The organism is Eubacterium callanderi (assembly GCF_900142645.1).
Taxonomy (GTDB): Bacteria; Bacillota; Clostridia; order Eubacteriales; family Eubacteriaceae; genus Eubacterium; species Eubacterium callanderi.
In genome coordinates this window covers 161,988-184,813 of the sequence record NZ_FRBP01000007.1, presented here as the reverse complement: position 1 = coordinate 184,813, position 22,826 = coordinate 161,988, and the positions used below count along the sequence as shown (strand labels likewise).

General features: G+C 46.7%; 24 protein-coding genes. 10 read left to right on the top strand and 14 right to left on the bottom strand.

The window, feature by feature from the left end; translation table 11 throughout:
• Positions 1 to 241: 241 nt before the first annotated feature.
• The 9 genes from BUC22_RS11065 to rpmH form a co-directional block, all read right to left on the bottom strand.
• Complete coding sequence (locus tag BUC22_RS11065) at positions 242 to 1,051, bottom strand: ParB/RepB/Spo0J family partition protein (RefSeq protein WP_013382833.1); 810 nt, start codon at positions 1,049 to 1,051, stop codon at positions 242 to 244.
• A 50-nt stretch (positions 1,052 to 1,101) separates the two neighbouring features.
• Positions 1,102 to 1,821, bottom strand: coding sequence for a 16S rRNA (guanine(527)-N(7))-methyltransferase RsmG (rsmG, locus tag BUC22_RS11060; RefSeq protein WP_013382834.1), 720 nt, complete (start codon positions 1,819 to 1,821; stop codon positions 1,102 to 1,104).
• A complete protein-coding gene (gene mnmG, locus BUC22_RS11055; RefSeq protein ID WP_013382835.1) occupies positions 1,814 to 3,715 on the bottom strand; it encodes a tRNA uridine-5-carboxymethylaminomethyl(34) synthesis enzyme MnmG in 1,902 nt (633 codons plus the stop codon). Before mnmG ends, rsmG begins: the two co-directional genes overlap by 8 nt.
• 9 nt (positions 3,716 to 3,724) lie before the next feature.
• A complete protein-coding gene (gene mnmE, locus BUC22_RS11050) occupies positions 3,725 to 5,101 on the bottom strand; it encodes a tRNA uridine-5-carboxymethylaminomethyl(34) synthesis GTPase MnmE (RefSeq protein WP_073382885.1) in 1,377 nt (458 codons plus the stop codon).
• Between the two features lie 180 nt (positions 5,102 to 5,281).
• On the bottom strand, positions 5,282 to 5,908 hold the full coding sequence (gene jag / locus BUC22_RS11045) for an RNA-binding cell elongation regulator Jag/EloR (RefSeq protein WP_013382837.1): 627 nt from the start codon (positions 5,906 to 5,908) through the stop codon (positions 5,282 to 5,284).
• Between the two features lie 62 nt (positions 5,909 to 5,970).
• Positions 5,971 to 6,894: a YidC/Oxa1 family membrane protein insertase gene (locus BUC22_RS11040; protein ID WP_013382838.1), complete on the bottom strand. Its 924-nt coding sequence runs from the start codon at positions 6,892 to 6,894 to the stop codon at positions 5,971 to 5,973.
• A 33-nt stretch (positions 6,895 to 6,927) separates the two neighbouring features.
• Positions 6,928 to 7,140, bottom strand: a complete 213-nt coding sequence (yidD, locus tag BUC22_RS11035) for a membrane protein insertion efficiency factor YidD (protein ID WP_013382839.1) — start codon at positions 7,138 to 7,140, stop codon at positions 6,928 to 6,930.
• Positions 7,133 to 7,483 (bottom strand): ribonuclease P protein component, encoded by a 351-nt coding sequence (rnpA, locus tag BUC22_RS11030; protein ID WP_224168776.1) that lies wholly within the window; start codon positions 7,481 to 7,483, stop codon positions 7,133 to 7,135. The genes yidD and rnpA overlap by 8 nt, the downstream gene beginning before the upstream one ends.
• 94 nt (positions 7,484 to 7,577) lie before the next feature.
• Positions 7,578 to 7,712 (bottom strand): 50S ribosomal protein L34, encoded by a 135-nt coding sequence (gene rpmH / locus BUC22_RS11025; protein ID WP_013378361.1) that lies wholly within the window; start codon positions 7,710 to 7,712, stop codon positions 7,578 to 7,580.
• 511 nt (positions 7,713 to 8,223) lie between these two features.
• On the opposite strand from rpmH, the gene dnaA reads away from it, so the two are divergent.
• Positions 8,224 to 9,573, top strand: coding sequence for a chromosomal replication initiator protein DnaA (gene dnaA / locus BUC22_RS11020; RefSeq protein ID WP_013378363.1), 1,350 nt, complete (start codon positions 8,224 to 8,226; stop codon positions 9,571 to 9,573).
• 102 nt (positions 9,574 to 9,675) lie between these two features.
• Here the strand turns inward: dnaA and BUC22_RS21855 are convergent, their stop codons facing one another.
• A complete protein-coding gene (locus BUC22_RS21855; protein ID WP_013378364.1) occupies positions 9,676 to 9,834 on the bottom strand; it encodes a hypothetical protein in 159 nt (52 codons plus the stop codon).
• 96 nt (positions 9,835 to 9,930) lie between these two features.
• Between BUC22_RS21855 and dnaN the strand changes: the two genes are divergently transcribed.
• The 9 genes from dnaN (at position 9,931) to BUC22_RS10970 (ending at position 19,570) form a co-directional block, all read left to right on the top strand.
• Complete coding sequence (dnaN, locus tag BUC22_RS11015; RefSeq protein WP_013378365.1) at positions 9,931 to 11,046, top strand: DNA polymerase III subunit beta; 1,116 nt, start codon at positions 9,931 to 9,933, stop codon at positions 11,044 to 11,046.
• A 216-nt stretch (positions 11,047 to 11,262) separates the two neighbouring features.
• Positions 11,263 to 11,481: a S4 domain-containing protein YaaA gene (yaaA, locus tag BUC22_RS11005; RefSeq protein WP_013378367.1), complete on the top strand. Its 219-nt coding sequence runs from the start codon at positions 11,263 to 11,265 to the stop codon at positions 11,479 to 11,481.
• Positions 11,478 to 12,593, top strand: coding sequence for a DNA replication/repair protein RecF (gene recF, locus BUC22_RS11000; protein ID WP_013378368.1), 1,116 nt, complete (start codon positions 11,478 to 11,480; stop codon positions 12,591 to 12,593). Before yaaA ends, recF begins: the two co-directional genes overlap by 4 nt.
• 130 nt (positions 12,594 to 12,723) lie before the next feature.
• Positions 12,724 to 14,646, top strand: coding sequence for a DNA topoisomerase (ATP-hydrolyzing) subunit B (gene gyrB, locus BUC22_RS10995; RefSeq protein ID WP_013378369.1), 1,923 nt, complete (start codon positions 12,724 to 12,726; stop codon positions 14,644 to 14,646).
• Positions 14,647 to 14,825: 179 nt separating this feature from the next.
• Positions 14,826 to 17,321 (top strand): DNA gyrase subunit A, encoded by a 2,496-nt coding sequence (gene gyrA / locus BUC22_RS10990; RefSeq protein WP_050814089.1) that lies wholly within the window; start codon positions 14,826 to 14,828, stop codon positions 17,319 to 17,321.
• A gap of 4 nt (positions 17,322 to 17,325) precedes the next feature.
• Entirely contained in the window at positions 17,326 to 17,781 is a 456-nt protein-coding gene (locus tag BUC22_RS10985) for a PTS sugar transporter subunit IIA (RefSeq protein ID WP_013378371.1), read from the top strand.
• 50 nt (positions 17,782 to 17,831) lie between these two features.
• Entirely contained in the window at positions 17,832 to 18,491 is a 660-nt protein-coding gene (gene rpe, locus BUC22_RS10980) for a ribulose-phosphate 3-epimerase (RefSeq protein WP_041689790.1), read from the top strand.
• Positions 18,488 to 18,772 carry a PTS sugar transporter subunit IIB gene (locus BUC22_RS10975; RefSeq protein ID WP_013378373.1) on the top strand — a complete coding sequence of 95 codons (285 nt, stop codon included), beginning with the start codon at positions 18,488 to 18,490 and terminating at the stop codon, positions 18,770 to 18,772. Before rpe ends, BUC22_RS10975 begins: the two co-directional genes overlap by 4 nt.
• 153 nt (positions 18,773 to 18,925) lie before the next feature.
• Positions 18,926 to 19,570 (top strand): DUF1638 domain-containing protein, encoded by a 645-nt coding sequence (locus tag BUC22_RS10970; RefSeq protein WP_013378374.1) that lies wholly within the window; start codon positions 18,926 to 18,928, stop codon positions 19,568 to 19,570.
• Here the strand turns inward: BUC22_RS10970 and BUC22_RS10965 are convergent.
• The 4 genes from BUC22_RS10965 to BUC22_RS10950 form a co-directional block, all read right to left on the bottom strand.
• A complete protein-coding gene (locus tag BUC22_RS10965) occupies positions 19,560 to 20,135 on the bottom strand; it encodes a chromate transporter (RefSeq protein ID WP_013378375.1) in 576 nt (191 codons plus the stop codon). The genes BUC22_RS10970 and BUC22_RS10965 overlap by 11 nt on opposite strands.
• Before the next feature lie 9 nt (positions 20,136 to 20,144).
• Positions 20,145 to 20,711, bottom strand: a complete 567-nt coding sequence (locus tag BUC22_RS10960; RefSeq protein WP_013378376.1) for a chromate transporter — start codon at positions 20,709 to 20,711, stop codon at positions 20,145 to 20,147.
• A 96-nt stretch (positions 20,712 to 20,807) separates the two neighbouring features.
• Positions 20,808 to 21,701: a hypothetical protein gene (locus BUC22_RS10955; protein WP_013378377.1), complete on the bottom strand. Its 894-nt coding sequence runs from the start codon at positions 21,699 to 21,701 to the stop codon at positions 20,808 to 20,810.
• A gap of 11 nt (positions 21,702 to 21,712) precedes the next feature.
• The gene (locus tag BUC22_RS10950; protein WP_073382882.1) at positions 21,713 to 22,816 is read right to left on the bottom strand and encodes an ABC transporter substrate-binding protein; all 1,104 of its coding nucleotides are present in this window, start codon (positions 22,814 to 22,816) and stop codon (positions 21,713 to 21,715) included.
• Positions 22,817 to 22,826 lie beyond the last annotated feature (10 nt).

Sequence of the window (22,826 nt, the reverse complement as noted above, 5' to 3'; positions counted from 1 at the left end):
CTAACATTATAATAAACAACAGACTGGTTTGTCCATTTTTTATTGGTATCTTAAATATTTTTTTGCATAAAAATGCTTCTTCGAATGAAGAAGCAAAATGTTTTCAAATTGTAATGAATATTCACCAAGGTAAGCTATTGATACGAGTTGGTGCATCTGGGTTATGTTAATTTTTTATACATCATACTGAACTAACCCGTTTTAATCGGCATCCCGTAGGTCCCTTAGCTATGGAAATCTCCTATTTAGGAATAATTATTTTAATCTCAACGTAGTCTTCCCGTTCAATCTCTTTATATTCTGCTGTGTTCCGGCTTTCCTTAACAGCCTTGAATGCTGTTTTGATGGTATTGATATAGATCTGAGCATTGATAAAGGATTTGACACGGGCCTTCTTTTCCGGCGTCAGCTTTTCATCATAATTATTGGTTAAGACATCCTTACGGATTTTCTCAACCAGCTCTTCAGTTTTTTTAACAGTCATATCTTTTTTGACAACCTGTTTCAACACCTCTTCTTGAAGCTCTGTATCGGGAATCCTCAAAAGCGCCCTTGCATGGCGTTCTGTAAGATTGTTTTCAGTCAATGTTTCAATAATTGAGGGGTCCAGCTTTAATAGGCGAATTTTATTTGCGACGAAGGATTGAGATTTTCCCAGAAGCTCAGCAATGCGGTCCTGAGTTAAATTATAGTATTCCATGAGCTGCCGATAGCTTTCTGCCTCTTCAAAGTAAGTCAAGTCCTCACGCTGAACATTTTCCATAATGGCGATCAAAGCGGAATCCTGATCAGACATTTCCACGATAATGGCCGGGATGGTTTCCTTCCCGGCCACCTTACTGGCTCTCAGACGCCGTTCACCAGAAACGAGTTCATAAAACTCCTCACTGATCTTCCGAACCTGGATAGGCTGAATGATACCAAAGGACTTAATGGATTCCGCCAGCTCAGTAATGGCAGAATCTTCAAAATGTTTTCTTGGTTGATTTGGATTTGGAAGGATTTTATCAACTGGTATCTGTTCAACAATTGATTCAATAATACTCTTCATTTGATTATCTCCTGCATGTGTTTCATATGATATGTTTCACGTGAAACATCTTATCCCGGAAAAGGTTCCTTTTTGATTTTACCAAAGGATCTTGGAAACTTCTCCGGTGTTTTTTTAACTTTGTCAACTAATATTATAACATGAACCAAGTCGCTTTGCAGTAACAAACAGGATTCTATTCCGGTTATTTTTCCGCCAAGAACTTTAATGGCTTTTTCTCCCTCATCCATCTCTTCCAGATAATTCTTTCCTTTAAGAGCAATAAACTGGCCACCTTTTTTCGCTAAGGGGAGACACAGCTCCGAAAGCAAACATAAGTTCGCCACCGCGCGGGAGACAATACAATCATAGCCCTCACGGTAGGCAGGGTCTTTTCCTAAATCCTCAGCCCTGCCGTGGAGAAACTCCACATTTTTTATTCCAATCTCACGACAGATATCTTCAATAACCTTCAGCTTTTTGCCAGTAGCATCCATCATGGTAATCTCTGCTTCCGGCAGCATAACGGCAAGGGGCACACCCGGAAAACCACCGCCAGTACCCACATCCAAAATTGATTTCACATCTTTATGAATAAATTTCAAGCAGGTCAGGGAATCGATCAGGTGCTTTTCAATAAACTCGTCCACATCCGTAATGCGGGTCACATTGATCTTTTCATTCATAACAAGCAGCTTTTCCATATAAAGAATCATCAGTCGGCTTTGTTTTTCATCAATGGCGATCCCACATTTTTCACCGGCAGCCATCAGCTTTTCCATATTACTCATTTTCTTCTTCCTCCACCGGCGCCTGTCTGCGGTTCTGCTCCAGATAAATAAGCAGTACAGATAAATCTGCAGGAGATACACCCGAAATACGCGAAGCCTGTCCCATGGATTTTGGCTGAATGTCCGTCAATTTTTCAACAGCCTCAAGACGAAGACCGCCGATGGCAGTGTAGTCAATATTTTCTGGTATCAGCTTTTTTTCCATTTTCTTAAACTGCTCTACCTGGGCTACCTGCTTTTTAATGTAGCCGTCATATTTAATCTGAACCTCTACCTGTTCACAAACAGCGTCAGAAAGCACCGGACGCTCAGGGTCAAGCGCTGCGGTATTGGCATAGCCTACCTCTGGCCGGCGGATAAGCTCTGCCAGAGTCACACCGCTTTTAATGGGTGAACTTCCAATACCTTCAAGTACCTTATTAGTGTGTTCACCGGGTTTAATCATTAACCGGGTTAACCTTTCTTTTTCCTGCTCAACCGCTGCTTTTTTGTGAAGAAAAGCGGTGTAACGTTCATCAGAAATAAGACCGATCTCATGACCAATGGGGGTTAACCGCAGATCCGCGTTATCCTGGCGTAAAAGCAGGCGGTACTCGGACCGGGAAGTCATCATACGATAAGGCTCTTCTGTTCCTTTGGTGATAATATCATCAATCAAAACACCAATATAGGCCTGTGAGCGGTCAAGAATAACCGGCTCCTTACCCTCGATGCAGCGCACCGCATTGACACCTGCAATGAGCCCCTGGGCTGCCGCCTCCTCGTAACCGGAAGTCCCGTTGATCTGCCCTCCGAAGAAAAGCCCCTTGATATCTTTAGATTCAAGACTGGCCTTTAACCGTGTGGGATAAATACAGTCGTACTCAATGGCATAGGCTGAGCGCATAAACTCAACCTTTTCCATTCCCGGAACCGTACGGTAAAGAGCGATCTGCACATCCTCAGGAAGACAGGAGGACATTCCCTGAACATAGACTTCGTTTGTGTGCAGGCCCTCAGGCTCCATAAAAATCTGATGCTGAGGCTTATCGGCGAAACGCATGACCTTCGTCTCAATGGATGGACAGTAGCGCGGGCCAACCCCCACAACATCCCCAGTATACAGCGGTGACCGCTCCATATTTTCATTAATAATCCGATGGGTTTCCTCGTTGGTGTAGGTCAGGTAGCAGGGTACCTGGTCAATCTCAATTTTCTCCGTCTCAAAGGAAAAGGGGACGATTTTTTCATCGCCGTTCTGAACCTGCATCTTGGAGTAATCCACGGTTTTAGCATCTACCCGGGCAGGGGTGCCTGTCTTAAAACGCTGCAGCTCAATGCCCTGCTCAAGAAGGCTGTCAGACAGCTGCATGGCCGGAAAAAGCCCGTTAGGCCCGCCGTCATACTGAACCTCACCGATAAAGATTTTTCCTTTAAGGTAAGTACCAGTACAGATAACGCAGGATTTGCACTGATAAACCGCCCCGGTCTGTACCTCAACTCCGGTGATCCTTCCGTCCTCCACAATAATACGGGTAGCCTCCTGCTGCTTTAACAGCAGATGCTCCTGATTTTCAATCACTTCTTTCATTCGGAACTGGTAGGCCTTTTTATCCGCCTGCGCCCGTAAGGAGTGAACTGCCGGCCCTTTTCCTGTGTTCAGCATCCGGCACTGGATCATGGTAGCGTCGATATTTTTTCCCATCTCGCCGCCCAGAGCATCAATCTCACGTACAAGATGCCCCTTACCCGTTCCGCCGATGGATGGGTTGCAGGGCATCATGGCAACAGAATCCAGATTGATGGTTAATAATAAGGTTTCAAAGCCCAGACGCGCCGCCGCCAGAGCCGCTTCCGCACCGGCGTGTCCGGCGCCGATGACGACAACGTCAAAGCTTCCTCCATGATAGTTCATAATATTCCTCTACTTTCCAATGCAAAAATTCTTAAATATCTGATTGATAATATCCGAACCCACCGAACGGCCGGTAATTTCACGGATCTTTTCAAGCCCGTCCTGGATATCAATGGAGACAAGCTCCAGCGGCATTCCCATATCGATGGTTCCGAGAGCGTTTTTCAGGCAGGCCATGGCTTCCTCCAGCAGGTGGACATGGCGTACATTGTTGACGATATAATCCGCCTCCTGATCCACTGAGCCGCCCATGACCATTTCAAGCATCTTATCCTTAAGTGCCTCGACGCCTTCATCCTCTTTTAAGGACAGCGGCAGCCATCCCTCTGGCACATCGCGATTCTCAATCATACTGTCCGTCTTATTCGCGATAAAAATGGTTTTTGAAGGGTCCAGCTCTTCAATAAGCGTCTTTTCCTCTTCAGAGAAAGGACGGCTGAGGTCTGTCATAAACAGAATAAGGTTCGTATTTTTAATAAGCTGACGGGATTTTTCCACACCGATCTGCTCAACCAGGTTATCCGTTTCGCGGATGCCGGCGGTATCGATGATTTTAAAAGGAATTCCGCCGATGTTGATATACTCCTCAATGATGTCACGGGTGGTTCCCGGAATCTCTGTGACAATGGCCTTGTTTTCCATCAAAAGGGTATTGAGCAGAGAAGATTTCCCGACATTGGGCTCTCCAAGAATCGTGGTGGTGATTCCCTCGCGGTAGATTTTTCCTGTCTCCGACGCCTTCAGCAGCATATCCACCATGTCCATGGCCTGATGAATATGGGCATTCAGGTAAGCGGCGGTCACTTCCTCAATATCGTATTCCGGGTAATCAATATTCGCCTCCACATTTGCCATGACATCAATGAGCAGGTCATCGATGGCAGTCAGGCGCTGAGAAAGCTTTCCCTCAAGCTGTCCAACGGAATACTCCAGGCTCTTCTCCGTTTTGGCTGAGATAATGTCCATGACTGCTTCAGCCTGGGCCAGATCGAGACGTCCGTTTAAAAAGGCGCGCTTGGTAAACTCGCCTGGCTCTGCCAGACGGGCGCCAGAACGGATGACGGCATCCAGAATTCTTTTCAGTGACACAATCCCCCCGTGACAGTTAATCTCCACCACATCCTCCGCCGTGTAGGAAAAAGGCCCTTTCATTTTTGAGACCAGAACCTCGTCGATGATCTTTCCATCCTCAGGCTCAAGAATATTGCCGTAAAGCAGCTTGTGAGATTCTGCACCCTCCACGGTTTTGCCGGCATGATTCACAAAAAGCCGGGTGACAATATCTACTGCTTCTGGTCCGCTGACACGTATAATGCCAATGCCCGCACCGCCGAGTCCTGTGGCGACCGCTGCGATGGTATCTTCATTTAATAATGCTTCGTTCATTTTTATTTCCTTTACTCGTTTTAACAATTAGCAATAAATAATTTCAAAAATTGTTCATTGGTAATGGCTAATGAAGGCCTTAATTCAGAAAAAACACTTTAATTCTATGAGAATCAAAGTGTTTTTCCTTAACATTATAGCATAGTTTTTTAAATAAACCTATAACAGTGCTTTCTTCCTCTACTTATCCTTTAACTGGATAACAACGTGGCGGTAAGGCTCATCACCCTCGCTGAAGGTAAAAACCTTATCACTGTTCTGAAGCTTCGCGTGGATGATACGTCTTTCAGATGGATTCATAGGCTCCAGAGACATTTTCTTTCCATAGCGCACAGCCTTTGAAGCCATTTTTTCAGCCAGCGCTTCCAATGTTTTCTGGCGCTTGCTGCGGTAATTTTCCGTATCCAGAACCACGCGGATGTATTTTTCACCGGAACGGTTGACCACCAGGCTTACCAGATACTGAAGGGAATCCAATGTCTGGCCGCGGCGGCCGATCAGAATGCCCATATCCTTCCCCTCAAGCTCAACATGAAGCACATCGTCCTCCAAATGTGAGGTGATGGTGCATGGAATATTCATGGCATCCAGCATTTCGCCCAGGAAAACCTCTGCCGTTTTGCCCGCATTGTTTAAAACCGTGACCTCGACAACCGCTTCCTTTTTTCCAAAAATACCAAAAACGCCGGATTCCGGTACCTGAACGACGTTGGTTTCCACTTCGTCCAGCGTTACTCCCAATTCTTTTAAACCTGCATTAATGGCATCTTCAATGGTTTTTCCTTTACCAACTACCATTTTATTCATGATTCTTCTCCTTAGCAGATATCCTGACTCCGGCCAGGGACCAGAGCCTCATTCCCATAATCCTATTTGTTTTTTGGCTCCTCCACCGTTGCATCCCTTTCAGGAATTTTTGTGATGGTCTGGCGTTTTACCTTTTTACTGGAAGCCGGTCTTGTGAGAGGCTTTTTGTCGGTCGGCTCTTCCTTCTTTTTCACTGGCTTACCGGACTGAGCCGCCATGGCTTCTGCTCTGGCTTCACTCTGCTGCTTGCGTTCTTCTTTCTTCTTTTTGATCTCTTCACGTTTTGCCTCTTCAACACGTCTTTCAGCTTCACGCGGATCGATCTTTTCAGCAGGTTTGCGCAGCATGATAAACTGCTGGACAAAAGTAAAGACGTTCTGAACAACCCAGTACAGCGCCACACCGGCCGGCATGCCAATGGCTGCGAAACCGATGAAGATCGGCATAATGTAAAGCATCATGTTCTGAGTTTTTTCAGCAGACGGGTCCATGGTCCCCTTCTGTACAGACATGGTGAACTTCTGTGTAATGAAGGTAAAGACCACACAAAGGATTGGCAGAATGTACCACGGGTCCGGGTTCCCTAAATCAGGAATCCATAAAAACTGCTGGCTGATAGCTGAAACATCGCCATTGGTAAATACCCATTTTCCAGGATCTCTCAAAGCTCCAAACAAAGCGTAAATAATGGGCAGCTGGATCAAGAGCGGCAGACAGCCGGCCATTGGGCTGACATTGTAAAGCTTGTACAGCTTCATGGTTTCCTGATTGAGCTTTTCTGGATTATTTTTATACTTTTTCTGCAGCTTCTGCAGTTCAGGCTGTAACGCCTGCATTTCTCTCATGGATTTTGTCTGCTTGATGTTCAGTGGTAAAATACAGAATTTTACCAGAATGGTAAACAGAATAACGGCCACACCGTAATTCTGAACAAAATTGTAGATTTGAAACAGCACAAACCCAAATGCCTGATATAAAATATGCATGCAATAGCTCCTTTAAAATTTCCCCTGAAATTATCAGGGGAGCGGATCATAGCCTCCCGGATGAAAGGGATGGCATTTTAAAATTCTTTTAGTACCGAGGAACAGTCCTTTAAATATACCGTATTTTAGTACGGCCTGGTAGCAATACTCTGAACAGGTTGGTAAAAATCGACATGAATGCGGCAAACAGGGCGAAATATAACGCTGGTAGCCGCGTATCAATTTTAAAATAAACCTTTTAATCATGATCCTGCCTCATAAGATTCTTCTTATAAAATAAATGCTTTAAAGATTTTTCGATAACCGGATATTTTTCATCTTTACAGCTGGCTTTGGCAATTAATACTAAATCATATCCCAGTGCAAACTGATTTTCATTAAGCCTGTAGGCTTCCTTGAGCTGTCTCCTGATACGATTGCGCACCACCGCGCGGTTGGAAACTTTTTTGCTCACTATGATACCCAGACGATTGGTATCTTTCCCATTTTTTAAATAATGCATCACAAGATTACGATTGCCAAAGACCTTCCCTTTTTGGTACACAAGCTTAAAGTCTTTCTGCTTTTTTAATGTACAAATTTTTGCCAAAAAGATTACTCCTGACATTGAGTTTTTACCCGATTTACAGGTAAGCCACAGTAAACAAAAGACCGTTCAAGAAGCTTAAACGGTCCATACAAGTCTATGCAGATAATTTTGCTCTACCTTTTGATCTTCTTTTCTTTAAAATCACACGACCACTTGTGGTAGACATTCTTTTTCTGAAACCATGTTCTTTTTTACGCTGTCTTACTTTTGGTTGAAATGTTCTTTTCATTACGACACCCCCTGACTTTCCGATTTATCATCATTTAGTTTTCATAAGCATATTAGACTTTTACTTTAGGATTATATAATTTTGGCTCCCTGTTGTCAAGAAATTTTCTCAAAAAGGCATGTTTTCCTTTGTTTTTTTCATGGCTTTTATAATGGTATTTTTTGTCCGAATCTGGTAAAAACCCATTTTTTTATCCACAATCTCTTTTAATCTTATTGAATTATCCACAGGACTTTGTTATACTGTACTATACTGTTAATAAATATCCACACTTTTCCACAGCTTTTGTTTTTTGTTTACTAGTCTATGGATAAGCTGTGCACAACTTGATAAAAACACTGAAACCGGCTTGTTTAGGCGGTTTTTCTTGCGGATAAAACCTTAATCTTTTATTAACATCTGTGTTTACAATTAAAACAATTTAACCTCTGTGCACAACTCTGTTCAATTTTTGTGCATAGAATCTTAATTAAAATATCCTAATACTCACAAACAAATCGGAGGTTGACCTGTGGATGATTCAATTGTAAAAATCTGGGAGAAAGCGCTGAGCCTTATTAAGGAAGAGATGTCTGAGCTCAGTTACAATACCTGGTTTACGAATACAAAACCGCTGAAAATAATTGGCGGCACCTTTTATCTTATTTCAGATAATGATTTTGAACGGGGCATGCTTGAAACCCGCTATAAGGCTTTGATCACCAACGCACTGAGCCAGGTTATGGAACAGGAGTGCAAAGTCCAGATCGTTTTATCTGAAAAGGAAGTACCGGATACTGCTGAGCAGAGCGCTCCCATGCCTAAAAACGAGGGGAATACCAAATCTTCAAACAACGGCGGCAGCATGAATCCCAAGTATACCTTTGAAAAATTCGTCATCGGCGAAAACAACCGCTTTGCCCACGCTGCCTGCGTCGCTGTATCAGAAGCGCCGTCAGAACGCTACAACCCCCTGTTTATCTACGGGGGCGTCGGTCTCGGGAAAACCCATCTCATGCAGGCCATCGGGAATTATATTCTCTCTTATGCGCCCACCAAAAAAGTGGTTTATGTGTCCTGCGAAAAATTCACCAATGAATTCATCGACGCCATCCAGAACCAGAATAACATTGACTTCAGAAATAAATACCGCAACGTGGATATCCTGCTCATTGATGATATTCAGTTCCTTGCCGGCAAGGACGGAACACAGGAGGAGTTTTTCCATACCTTTAATGCCCTGCACGAGGAAAACAAACAGATTGTCATCAGCTCAGACCGCCCGCCAAAGGAAATTCCAAAGCTGGAGGAACGCCTGCGCTCACGCTTTGAAATGGGCTTGATCACAGACATCTCTGCCCCGAACTTTGAAACACGAATTGCCATCCTGCGCAAAAAAGCCGAATCCTATAAGGAAGAGATTCCGAATGATGTGCTCAGCTTTATCGCGGACAGCATCCACTCAAATATCCGGGAGCTGGAGGGTGCTTTAACCACAGTGGTCGCCTACTCCAAGCTCCATGGCGAGCCTATCTGCCTGGAAACAGCCAAAGACGCTTTAAAGGATATTTTCAAGGCCAAGGAAAACATCGTCATCAACAGTACCTATATCAAGGAAATGACCGCCAAATATTTCAATGTTACCATTGAGGACATCGATTCCAAAAAAAGAACCAAGGCCATTTCACTGCCACGGCAGGTGGCCATGTACCTGACCCGTGATTTAACCGACCTTTCTCTTCCAAAGATCGGCGAAGAATTTGGCGGCCGTGACCACTCCACCGTCATCCACGCCTGCCAGAAGATCAACGAGGAAATGGAAGCGAACACAGACTTTAAAAACCTGATCATCCGTATACAAAAAGAGATTACAGGAAACTGACGCCGAGTCCAAATTTTGAAAAAATTTGGCAGAACACAAAAAGGGAGCGGCAGCTCCCGGGGGTTCGGTAACGAGGCTAATGCATTTTAACTAAAAAATCTTTTAATATCCTTCGGATGATTTTTTAGTTAAAATACGATCCTTAACCCCTGTGGATAACCCGTTTTTTCTCAACAGAATATGACGCTGTTTATCCACACCTTGTCCACTGTAAGTAACTTCAAATTTCAGCGGCCTTTCGCTGTTTTCTGAGTTATCCACAATCTACACATCCCCTACTACTATTATTACTAAAATAAATACTTATATAATATCTAATATTCAGGGAAGCAGCCTTCCCAAAAGAGAGGTGCCTTTATGAAATTCAGCTGCTCGCGTGACGCGCTTATCAACGCTTTATCCATTGCCCAGAAAGGGGTATCTAATAAAACCACCCTTCCTGTTCTTGAGGGAATCTTGTTTCAGGTATACAATAATCAATTAGTTTTAACCTCCACGGATCTGGAAATCGGCGTTCAAACCAGTATTCCGGCCAATGTGGACATGGATGGTGAGATTATTTTATCATCCAATCTGATTACTGAAGTGATCCGGAAATTATCGGGAGAAGAGGTTTTTTTCCAAAAAGATGACTCGAACCAGGTGAAAATTGAATGCCTCCTGTCAAACTTTACCATTAAGGGCTTCCCGACCGATGAGTTTCCAGAATTTCCGGAAGTCATTGAGGAGCACAGCTTTGTCATTGAAGCAGGTGTTCTGAAAGAAATGATCCGCGGCACCATTTTTTCGGTGGCTGTCAGCGAAAACATTCCAGTGCTCACGGGGCTTAAAATGGAAATTGAAAATGACGCCATCAGCTTAATCGCCCTGGACGGATACCGCCTTTCCTTAAAGAGAGGTAAGCTCAAGGAAGCCATTGACGGCAGTATTTCTGTGATTATCCCGGGAAAGAGCATGAACGAGCTCAATAAGCTGTTATCCGGTTATAATGAAAATGTCATTGTGAAATTCTCAAAAACCCAGATTTTCTTTGAAATGGGCAATACCCAGTTCACCTCCCGCCTGCTGGAGGGTGAATTCATCAATTATAAGCACATTATCCCAACAGAAAAAGCCACCCAGGTCAAGGTTTCCAGAAAGCTACTTTTAGAGAGCAGTGAACGCGCTGCCCTTTTGGCGAGAGAGGGTAAGAATAACCTCATTAAAATGGACTTTAACATTGACCAGCTGATTTTGACCTCCAATGCTGAAATCGGGGATGTCTTTGAGGTGATTCCAATTGAAAATCAAGGCGATCCCATCAAAATCGCTTTTAACTCCAAGTTTTTCATCGATGCGCTGAAGGTTATCGACCGGGATGAGATGAGTATTGAGCTGACCACCTCTGTTGGACCGGCGGTGATCGTACCGGCAGACGGTTCAGATGAATTTATTTACCTGATTCTGCCAGTCCGGATCGCTGAGGAAGCCTGAGTTTTTTCTAAAATAGAAACTTTGAGAAAAATCTGTATTATCATTAAGAAAAATCATGATTTTAAAGGATTTGTTTACAAATCCTTTTTTATTTGTGGTATACTATCCTATGTATGCTATTTTTATTGCTGTTTTTTAAGCGTATTTCCAATTTTAAGGGGAAAACGCGAGAAAAACTATTTTTTAAAAGGCTTACAGACTTAAAGAGGAATAAATATGGAAATTATCGAAATTAACACGGAGTTCATAAAGCTGGATCAGCTTCTTAAGTTTGCCGGGCTGGTTGGTAATGGCAGCGACGCAAAAATGGTGATTCAGGATGAAATGGTACGTGTAAACGGAGAAATCTGTACCATGCGCGGTAAAAAACTTCGTCCCGGAGATGTGGTTGAGGTGGAGGACGCCGGAAGCTTTGAGGTTGCCGCTGCCCAATGATTCTCACCAGGCTGCACCTTGTCCATTACCGGAACTACAGGGATGAGACCTTAGAATTTTCGCCTGGCATCAATGTCATCTGCGGCCAGAATGCCCAGGGAAAAACCAATTTAGTCGAGAGTATTCACCTGCTGTCCAGGGGCTATTCCCATAAGACGGGAACTCTGATGGATATGGTGGGCTTCGACGAATCGGGTTTTTTTGTGCAGGCGGATATTGTCAAGGAGGACACCTCCCATACCCTGTCCATTAAGATGCAGGATAAAAAAAAGACGGTTCTTTTAAATGGTAAGAAGGAAACCAGGCGAGATGCTGTGCTGGGGGTCCTGACCACCATTCTTTTTGAGCCTGATGACCTGAAAATCGTTAAGGAAGGGCCTGAAAAAAGAAGGCGTTTCATGAACAATGAAATCAGCGGGTTTAAGCCCAATTATCCCTATATTTTGAAGAATTACGCCAAAATACATAATCAGCGCAATGCGCTGCTTAAAGAAATAAAGTACGACAGCACTCTGGCCCTTACCTTGGATTCATGGGATGAGCAGCTGGTCAAATACGGTTCGATGCTCATGCGCTACCGCATTGATTACCTCAGGCGGCTGAATGTAAAAGCCCGGGAGCTTCACCGTGAGCTCAGCGGCGGCCAGGAGGAGCTGGTGCTCTTTTATCAGAACAACGTGCTCGAGAATCCCCAGGAGTTTTCTGACCTTGAGAGGATTTTCAGAGAAAAGCTTCAGGCCTCCCGGCAGGAGGACATTGCCCGTGGGTCTACCACCTACGGGCCCCATGTGGACGATATCATGATTCACCTAAACGGTAAGGACGCAAAAAAATACGGCTCACAGGGACAGCAGCGGACAGCTGCTATTTCTTTGAAGCTTTCTCAGATAGAAATTTACAGGGAGAGCACCGGGGATTATCCGGTGGTGCTCCTTGATGATATTTTGTCCGAGCTGGATGACAGGCGTCAGCGCAACATTCTTTCCATTCTTGGAAAGACCCAGGCGTTTATCACCTGTACGGACCCATCTTTTATCGAGCATTACAGCGAACTTCCATCTAAGATTTTAAAAATAGAGGATGGACGGCAATTAAAACAAATTGAGAATTGAAAATGGAGAATTGAGAATTAAAGGAACGAACTGCCAGGCAGTTCGATTATAATTAAAATCGCTTTGCGATTTTATACCGATAATTCTCAATTCTCAATTCTTCATTCTCCATTGAAATACGGAGGTTTTTATGTCAGACAATTTAAAAAATGAGAAAAATGATTATACTGCCGACCAGATACAGGTGCTGGAAGGCCTTGAGGCGGTCCAGAAGAGACCTGGGATGTATATCGGGAGCACCGGCAAGCAGGGGCTCCACCATCTTGTCTATGAAGTCGTGGATAACTCCATCGATGAGGCGCTGGCGGGTTACTGTAAGAATATTGTGGTCACCATTGATAAAAATAACGGTATCACCGTTGTGGATGACGGCCGTGGTATTCCGACCGATATGAACCACAAAATGAAAAAGACCGGGGTTGAGCTGGCACTGACGGTTCTGCACGCCGGCGGTAAATTTGGCGGTGGAGGGTACAAGGTATCCGGCGGCCTTCATGGCGTTGGGGTTTCCGTTGTCAACGCCCTCTCCTCTGAACTGACTGTTGAGGTCAAGCAGAATAAAAAGATTTACCACCAGACCTTTGCCAAGGGTAAAAAGACCTCTGAGCTTGAAGTGACTGGCAACACCAACCGGACGGGTACCACTGTCCATTTCCAGCCCGATCCGGATATTTTTGACGAGCTGGTGTATGACTTTGATGTTCTGGAACACCGTCTCAGAGAGCTGGCATTTTTGAACAAAGGCGTTTCCATCACCCTGGCCGATGAGCGAGAAGCTGAAAAGCGCAAGGAAACCTACTGCTACGAAGGCGGTATCCGTTCTTACATTGAATACATGAACAAGAATAAGGACCCTCTTTATGAACAGATCGCATATTATGAAAAGGAAATGGATGATTACAGTCTGGAAATCGCTTTTCAATACACAGCGGGCTATTCCGAAAATATCTATTCCTATGCCAACAATATCTATACACCCGAGGGCGGGAGCCATTTAAACGGGTTTAAGAGCGCTCTGACCCGTACCATCAACACCTATGCCAGAAAGAATAATTACATCAAGGGAAATGACAAAAACCTGACTGGTGAGGATGTGCGTGAAGGCCTGACAGCCATTATCAGTATTAAGCTGCTGGATCCGCAGTTTGAGGGCCAGACAAAAACAAAGCTTGGGAATCCTGAGGTCAAGGGAATTGTTGAAACTATTGTCGGCGATGAGCTTTCAGCTTTCCTGGAAGAAAACCCGACCATTGCCAAAACCGTTATCGAAAAAACACTGAGCGCTTCCAGAGCCCGTGAGGCAGCCAAAAAAGCCCGTGAGCTCACCAGACGTAAAAGCGCTCTGGACACCACAGCGCTGCCGGGCAAGCTGGCGGACTGCCGCGAAAAGGACCCGTCCATGTCTGAGATCTTTATTGTGGAAGGGGACTCCGCGGGCGGCTCGGCCAAGTCTGGTCGAGACTCCAGAATCCAGGCGATTCTGCCGCTGCGTGGTAAGATCCTGAACGTTGAGAAATCCCGTCTTGACCGTATCCTGACAGCGGATACGCTGAAATCCATGATCACTGCCTTTGGCACAGGGGTCGGCGAGGACTTTAATGTTGAAAAAGCCCGCTACCACAAGATCATTATCATGACAGATGCCGACGTTGACGGCGCCCATATCCGTACGCTGCTTTTAACCTTTTTCTACCGCTATATGCGCGGCCTGATCGAGGAGGGCTATGTGTACATTGCCCAGCCGCCGCTTTTCAAGGTAGCCAGGGGGCAGCATGTCGAGTATGTCTACAATGAAAAGGCCCTTGACAAAATGTTCGAGGACAAAGACCGCAGCAAGTACACCATCCAGCGTTACAAAGGTCTTGGGGAAATGGACGCCCATCAGCTGTGGGAAACCACCATGGACCCCTCTGTCCGTATCCTGAACCGCGTCAACATTGAGGACGCCGCCTATGCCGACGAGGTATTCACCATTCTCATGGGCGACAAGGTACAGCCGAGAAAAGAATTTATTGAACGCAACGCGGCTAAGGTTAAGAATCTGGATATATGACGCCGAATCCAAATTTTGAAAAAATTTGGCAGAACACGAAAAGGGAGCGGCCGATCCTGGGTGTTCGGCAATGAGGCTAAGGCATTTTGTATAAAAAATCATCCGAAGGATGATATAAGATTTTTTATATAAAATACGATCATTTTAAACTTGGGAGTTAAACTTAAAATATGGATGAAATTATAGAATATGACCGAATAAAAGAAGTAAATATTGAAGAAGAGATGAAGTCCTGCTATGTGGATTACGCCATGAGTGTTATCATCGGGCGTGCCCTGCCGGATGTGCGCGACGGCTTAAAGCCTGTTCACAGACGTATCCTGTACGCCATGAGCGAGCTTGGCATGACGCCCGACAAGCCGACCCGTAAATCTGCCCGTATTGTCGGGGAAGTTTTGGGGAAATATCACCCGCACGGCGATACCGCGGTCTATGACGCCATGGTGCGTATGGCCCAGGAATTCTCAACCCGTTATATGACTATCTACGGACAGGGTAACTTTGGCTCCATCGACGGTGACGGCGCTGCTGCCATGCGTTACACAGAGGCCAAGATGTCCAAAATCGCGCTGGAAATGCTGCGTGACATCAATAAGGACACGGTTGACTTTATTCCGAACTTCGATGAATCTGAAATGGAACCGGAAGTCCTTCCGGCCCGTGTCCCCCATCTGCTGGTCAACGGCTCTGCCGGGATTGCGGTCGGGATGGCCACCAACATTCCGCCTCACAATTTAGGCGAGGTGGTCGACGGCACCATCGCTTATATTGACAACCCGGACATCACCATCGATGAGCTTATGGTTCATATCAAAGGGCCGGACTTTCCAACCGCTGGTATTCTGCTTGGAAAATCCGGTATTAAGGAAGCTTACCGCACCGGGCGCGGACGTATTAAGATACGTTCAAAGGTTGAGATGGAGACCACCAAAAAAGGCCGTAAACAGATCGTTGTCACCGAGATCCCTTACATGGTCAATAAGTCCAAGCTGGTGGAAAAAATCGCTGAATTGGTCAAGGAAAAGCGTGTGGAGGGCATTGCAGACCTCCGCGATGAAACAGACCTTAAAAAAGGTATCCGCATTGTGATTGAGCTCAAGCGCGACGCCAATGAGACCATCATCCTGAATCAGCTGTATAAGCACACACAGCTCCAGGATACCTTCGGCGTCATCATGCTGGCGCTGGTGGGCAATGAGTACGATAAGAAAAAGCTTGAGCCCAAGGTTCTGAACCTGAAGCAGGTGCTGCACTATTATGTTGAGCACCAGAAGGAAATCATTACAAGAAGAACCATCTTTGATTTGAAAAAGGCAGAAGCCAGAGCGCATATCCTGGAAGGTCTGCGCATCGCCCTTGACAACATCGATGAAGTCATCGCGCTGATCCGTGCGGCTAAGGACGGCAAGGAAGCCAAAGTCCAGCTCATGGAACGCTTTGCCCTGACCGAAATCCAGGCGCAGGCGATTCTGGACATGCGTCTCCAGCGCCTGACCGGTCTGGAACGCGAAAAGATCGAGGAAGAATACGCTGAGCTGCAGAAAATGATCGCTGAGTACAAAGCGATTTTGGCAGACGAACAGCTCGTGTTAAACATCATCAAGGATGAGCTGACAGAAATCAAGGAAAAATATGGCGATGAGCGGAGAACCTCCTTTGACATCGACGTGGAAGACTTTGATGTGGAAGACCTCATTGAAGAGGAGGAAGTGGTCATCACCATGACCCATATTGGCTATGTCAAACGGATTTCGGCAGACACCTACCGCTCACAGAAGCGCGGCGGCAAGGGGATCACTGCTCTTTCCACCCGTGAGAACGACTTTGTGGAACACCTCTTCACCACCACCACCCACCACTTCCTGCTGTTCTTCAGCAACAAGGGCAAGGTGTACCGCCTGAAGGCCTTTGAAGTGCCTGAAGGCGGCCGTACCGCAAGAGGGACTGCCATTGTCAATATTCTTCAGCTTGATCCGGATGAAAAGATCACGACCATGATTCCGGTTAAAGAATTTACAGCGGATAAATGCCTGATCATGGCGACCAAGCAGGGGATCATTAAGAAAACCGACCTCACGGAGTATGATTCTTCCAGAAAGAACGGCATCATTGGCATTAACCTGCGCGAAGGTGATGAGCTCATCAACGTCCGTCTGGTGGAAGAAAACGAGGATATTGTCATGGGGACACAGAAGGGCTATGCTATCCGGTTTACCTCAAAGGAAGTGCGTCCGCTGAAACGTACCTCCATCGGTGTCCGCGGTATCGAGCTGCGCGATGACGACGTGGTTGTGGGTATGGACATTGTATCGGATGACTTGTTTGTGCTCTGCGTATCGGACAACGGCTATGGCAAGCTGACCTCCGGTGACCAGTACCGTTCCCAGAAACGCGGCGGCAAGGGCGTTCAGACCTATAAGGTGACCAAGAAAACCGGCGAGCTGGTGGGCTTCTGCGTCATCAGCCGGGACGGTGAGATCATGATGATCAATAACCAGGGTGTGGTCATTAAGCTGGAGGGCAATGACATCTCCACCGTTGGCCGTAATACCCAGGGTGTCCGCCTGATGAAGCTTCAGGCCGGCGAACAGATTGCGACCATTTCCAAGGTTTATAAGGAAGACCCGGAAGAAGACATTGAGGACGGCCAGGTTTCCATTCTGGACGAAAAATAAAAAAATGCTGATTAATCAAAAATACATTCAGATTAATGTAGAGGCGGCGGACTGCTTTCAAGCGATAGAGGCCGCCGCCTCTCCCCTTTTAAGGGACAATCGAATTGATGAGGGCTACATCACCGCTGCCTGTGAGCGGGAGAAAATTTTCCCGACAGGTCTGCCGACGCCCGTCGGCGTCGCCATTCCCCACGCCGAGCCTGACAATGTGCTCGAGGAGGCGGTATCGCTTATCACTTTAAAAAATCCTGTGGTTTTTCACGGTATGGGCGCGCCTGAGGAGTGTATCGATGTCTCCATCGTCTTTCTTTTAGCCATAAAAGACGGTGAAAAGCAGATTGAAACCCTGCAGAAAATTGTCCTGATGATACAAGATGAAATGGTTTTACAAAAAATAGCAGGTGCAAAAAACCCTGAGTGGATATATAATTTAGTAAAAGATATCGACGGGCTGGATTAGCTTCTCAGCCGATCGTTAAGATGATCATTAATAAGAGAGAGGTACTCATTATGAATTACAAAATTTCCCCATCAATGCTGAGCGCGGATTTTGCCAATCTGGACCGTGATTTAAAATCCGTGGAAGCCGGCGGTGCGGACTGGCTTCATGTGGACGTGATGGACGGCCATTTTGTTCCAAACATTACCATCGGGCCAGATCAGGTAAAATGCCTCCGTAAAACCATCGGCCTTCCATTTGATGTCCATCTGATGATCAGTGAACCGCTGAAATATATCGAACGTTTTGCTGACGCCGGAGCGGATATCATCACCGTGCATGTTGAAGTCGAGGACGATACACAGGAATGTATTGACCTGATTAAAAAATCCGGCTGCAAGGCAAGCCTGGTCATTTCCCCGGACACGCCAATCGATGTGCTGGCTCCTTTCATTGACGATATTTCCATGATTCTGGTCATGGGCGTTTATCCAGGCTTTGGCGGGCAGAAGTATATTCCCGAAACCACAGAACGTTTAAAGGGAATCCGGGCCATGATCGGCGGCCGTGATGTTGATCTGGAGATCGACGGCGGCGTGAACTTTGAAACCCTGAGCACTGTTGTCGAAGCTGGCGCCAATGTCATTGTATCCGGCTCCTGCCTGTTTAGCGGCGATATGAAAGAAAATATCAGCCATTTCAGAAAAATAATGGATGGTGCAAAGAAATGAAAACTGTTTTAGTGGCCTGCGGCGCCGCTGTGGCGACTTCTACCGTAGTGGCCAAAAAAATTGAAAAAATTGCGTCAGAAAATGGTGTTGAACTGAAAACCGTCCAGGCAAAAGCATCGGAGGTGGCTCAGAAGGCTGCCGAGATTAAGCCCGACATTATTGTATGTACCTGTCAGCTCGAGGGCGACGTTGATATTCCAGTTATGAATGGCCGTTCCTTTTTAACAGGCATCAATCTTCAGAAGACAACCGGCGAGCTGCTGGAAATTCTGAGAGGATAACAGACAGACGAGTTTTTTCGAATAGGATTTCATTTATAAGCGGCTTTGGCCGCTTTTTTGTATTCTTTTTTTGCAGGATTGACAGGACTTTCGCATGTTTTTATAATGGCCTAAAGGAAAGCTGTCAGAAAGGCGGCGCAAAGGAGGAGAAAAATGAAAAAGGTGGTTATCGGATGCAGCGTGCTTCGCAGAGAAATTGAAGCCGGGCTGGAGGATCCGTCGGATTTTAAATTTAACTGGCTGGAGGACCAGCTGCACAATGTGCCGGAAACCCTTCACGAAAAGGTACAGTCCGCCATTGACGCGGAGACCGGCGCAGACAGGATTTACCTGCTTTATGGGCACTGCGGACAGGCCATGACCGGCATACAGGCAAAGAACTGCCCAGTGGTGCTGCCAAAGGTGGAGGACTGCATCGATGTTCTGCTCTGCCATAACCCCAACACCGCCGAATTGCGGCGGACCTCGTATTTCGTCTCACAAGGCTGGTTATGGGGTGAAGAAGGCCTTGGATATGAATATGACCGCATGAAGGAAAAATACGGCGAAAAAAGGGCTTTACGCGTCATAAAAGCCATGTATAAGAATTATAAGTACCTTATGTTTGTCAAAACCGGCGTGGAGGATCAGAATGTCCGTGAAAAATGCGCTGGGGTGGTCGAAAAGCTGGACCTCGAGCTTCAGGAAACCGAAGGTGACGTGAAGCTCGTCATCGAGATGCTGAACGGCAGCAGCGATGAGCGGTTTATCGTGATTCCGCCGGGCGAGACCATCCGGGAGGAAATGTTCAGGCCATAAAATTAAGCGCCGCATATATCCCCATGCCAATGACCCCGCACCCCAGCATGACGTAGATGGGATTAAGCTTGAATTTCCGGAGGATAAAAAGGCTGACGGCAAAGAGGACCACCGCCACAAAATCAATATTGTCCGCTGCAAACTGCACCAGGCCGTTTTTAAAAAAGGCCACGATGACAATGGAGAGGCCGGCTGAGGCGATGAGGGCCACCACAGCGGGACGGAGGCCGGAGAGGACGCCTTTGATGGTGTTTAAATTGCGGAAGCGGTAGTATACCGCGGCCAGAATCAATACGATGATGCAGGAAGGTGTGACGCAGCCGACAGTGGCGATGACAGCGCCGCCGATCCCGGCGGTCTTGATGCCCACAAAGGTGGCGGCATTGATGGCGATGGGGCCTGGCGTCATCTGGGAAATGGTGATGATGTCAATGAACTGGGTCATGTCCATCCAGCCGTGGAGGTTGACGACCTGCTCCTGAATGAGCGGCAGCGCCGCGTATCCACCGCCGATGCTGAAGAGACCGATCTGGAAAAAGCTGATAAATAACTGAAGATAAGTCATGGCCGCCTCCTATAAAAGATTTTTTCCGGTGCGCCTGGCTGTAAAGGTCACAAGAGCGCCGATCAGGCCGCAGATCAGAATGAGGATAATCACGTTCATTTTTACAAAAGCGCTGAGGATAAAAACCACAAACATCATGATGACCGGCAGCGCCTTGCGGGATTTAAAAACATCTCCCCCCATGTCGATGACAACATCCACAATGACAGCGGATACCCCAGCCTGCATGGCTTTAAGCAGGAACCCCACGTAGAGGTTGTCGCGGAAGGCTGTGTAAAACAGTGAGATGACGGACAAAATGATCAGCGGCGGCAGCACGGTCCCGACAATGGCCACAAAAGCGCCGGTAACACCCGCGACTCGGTATCCGACCAGAATGGAGGCATTAACGGCCATGGCGCCGGGAGAAGACTGGGCGATGGCTGTGAGATCCAGCATTTCCTGTTCCTCGATCCATCCCAGCTCTTTGACGAATTTTTTGCGCATGAGCGGCACAATAACGTAGCCTCCGCCAAAGGTAAACATGCTTAGACTGAAGGTTGAGATAAACAATTTAAAAAGTTTCTTGGCATCCATATAAAAATCCTTTGTGTGAGATTTGATGATTCTATTGTACTTTAGTGGAATGAGTTTGGCAAATAGTATTATATAATTAAAAAGATAGGCAAAAGCCTATCTTTTTTCAATGCTGCACCGATAGCCTTCCTTTGTCCATCGCCGGTAAAGACAGTTACAGCAGGTTTTATCCAGATCGTCCAGGCACTCTTCCTCATCATTGTCACGCTTGAAAAAAGCGCAGCCCAGTTCCCAGCCGCCTGTTTTTTTATCCCCGGTATAGAGATCGGATTTTTTACAGAGCTCAAAGCCATCTGCTTCGTTTCTTTTTGCCACGGCCACCAGCTGGTGGCCGAGCAGAACGATTTTGGCATAATCTTCAATGTAAACCGGGGTATCCGGCGGAAGCACAGCGCCTGAGCGCTCGATGATGTGCGATACGCCAAGGCGGTTCTGCATTTCAGCGGCGCTCAGGGTGGTCTGGCATGTGCCAATACCGGATTTCCCCCGGATACTGCCATCGTTTCCACTAAGCCTCAGCCCTGCGCCGGCCAGGGCGCCGATGACGCCGATACCTGTGCCGCCAAATTCCTCAAGGCGTGTGCCGCCGACGCTGCGAGCGAGATCATAAGCTTCCTCCTTTTTGATGACGCTGCGCTGTGCCTTTTTTCCAAAAGTCAGCAGTTTCTCCGGAAATTTCAGCTGATCCAGACGGCAGAGACAGAGGCCTGGGTCAGCTGTTTCAGCTTTTTCGGCCATGATAATTTCTGCAGCTTTTTCCCACAGCCTGCTGAGCTGGCCTTCGGAGAGACTGCCCGAAAAGCACATGGAGCTGTTGTGGGAGGTGTAGGCAATTGCGTCGTCCAGAAGCAGCTGGTGCCGTGTGATGCCGTAATCAATGACACTGCCGAGGGATTCGGCCTCTTTTTTGATATGCTCGGCTATTTTTCCGGTACTGGTTTTTTTGGTCAGGTCATCGGTGTCATCGACACAGAGGTAATATCTAATCATTTTTAAGCTCCTTATTTTCCTGAATTCTTGCCGCCCTGGCGGATATCCCTGCCGGAGAGTATTTTATCCCAGAGGGCGTCGTCTACCTGGATACCGGCAACATTCTGGTAAAAATCCGTCACCTCTGCGCGGAGGTCAATGTCGCCGTAAACTTCCGGATAGACAGTGGTCCCAAGCCAGAGCATGCCAAAGAAGGTTTCACAGCTTCCCTGATGGCCCCAGCGGGTAAAGCCAATGGGGATATTATAGACCTGGTTTTCACGTACTGCCCGAAGGCCCTGAAATTTTTCATTGGTCTTGAAATATTCCGCTGTGCTGGCGTCATTACAGATCACCACATCCGGGTCCCATACAAAAATCTGCTCAATACTGGCATAGTAGTCATCCCCTTCAGATTTGAGCTCTGAGCCGACAGATACATCGGTACAGCCCACGGTTTTTATCCAGTCACTTCCGAGAGAGTTTTCACCATCTGTCCGCACAGCCTCTGTGATGGAATGGTAGACTTTCACGCGTTCACTCTCAGGAATTCTGGCGCTCCGCTCTTCACACAGAGTGATGACCCTCTCGTATTCCTGGCAGAGGGTCTCCATGTTTTGAGCAACCCTTCCCCCCATGACTGAAGCGATCAGCCGCAGGGCTTCTATCTGCTCAGCCATATTGTCATAGCTCACCACCACATAGGGAATTCCCAGCTTATCCAGCTTTTGCGCCTCAGCCTCGCTCTGGTAGATTTCACGCTTGATTAAAACCACATCCGGCTTGAGTTCCATCAATGCTTCGGCGTTAATGACCCCGCTGCTGGTGACTGTGACGGCATTTTCAATTTCAGGATAAATTTCTTTGAGCAGTACATTGCGCTTCGTACCGGCAGGACAGCTGACAATCTGCTCACCGCCCTGGCTCATGACAATGGCCTCTGTCATAAAAGCGTCGAGAACCGCGGCCTTCTTTATTTCCGTGGGAATTTCCACCTGGCGGCCGGCGCTGTCGGTAATGGTGTGTGTTGGAGTGTTATCTGAGGCGGTGATTCCGGGCTGGGAGCACCCGCTCAAAAGCATTGTGATAAAAAACAGAGCCAGCGTAATACGGACATATCCTTTAATCTTTTTCATTTTTTAACTC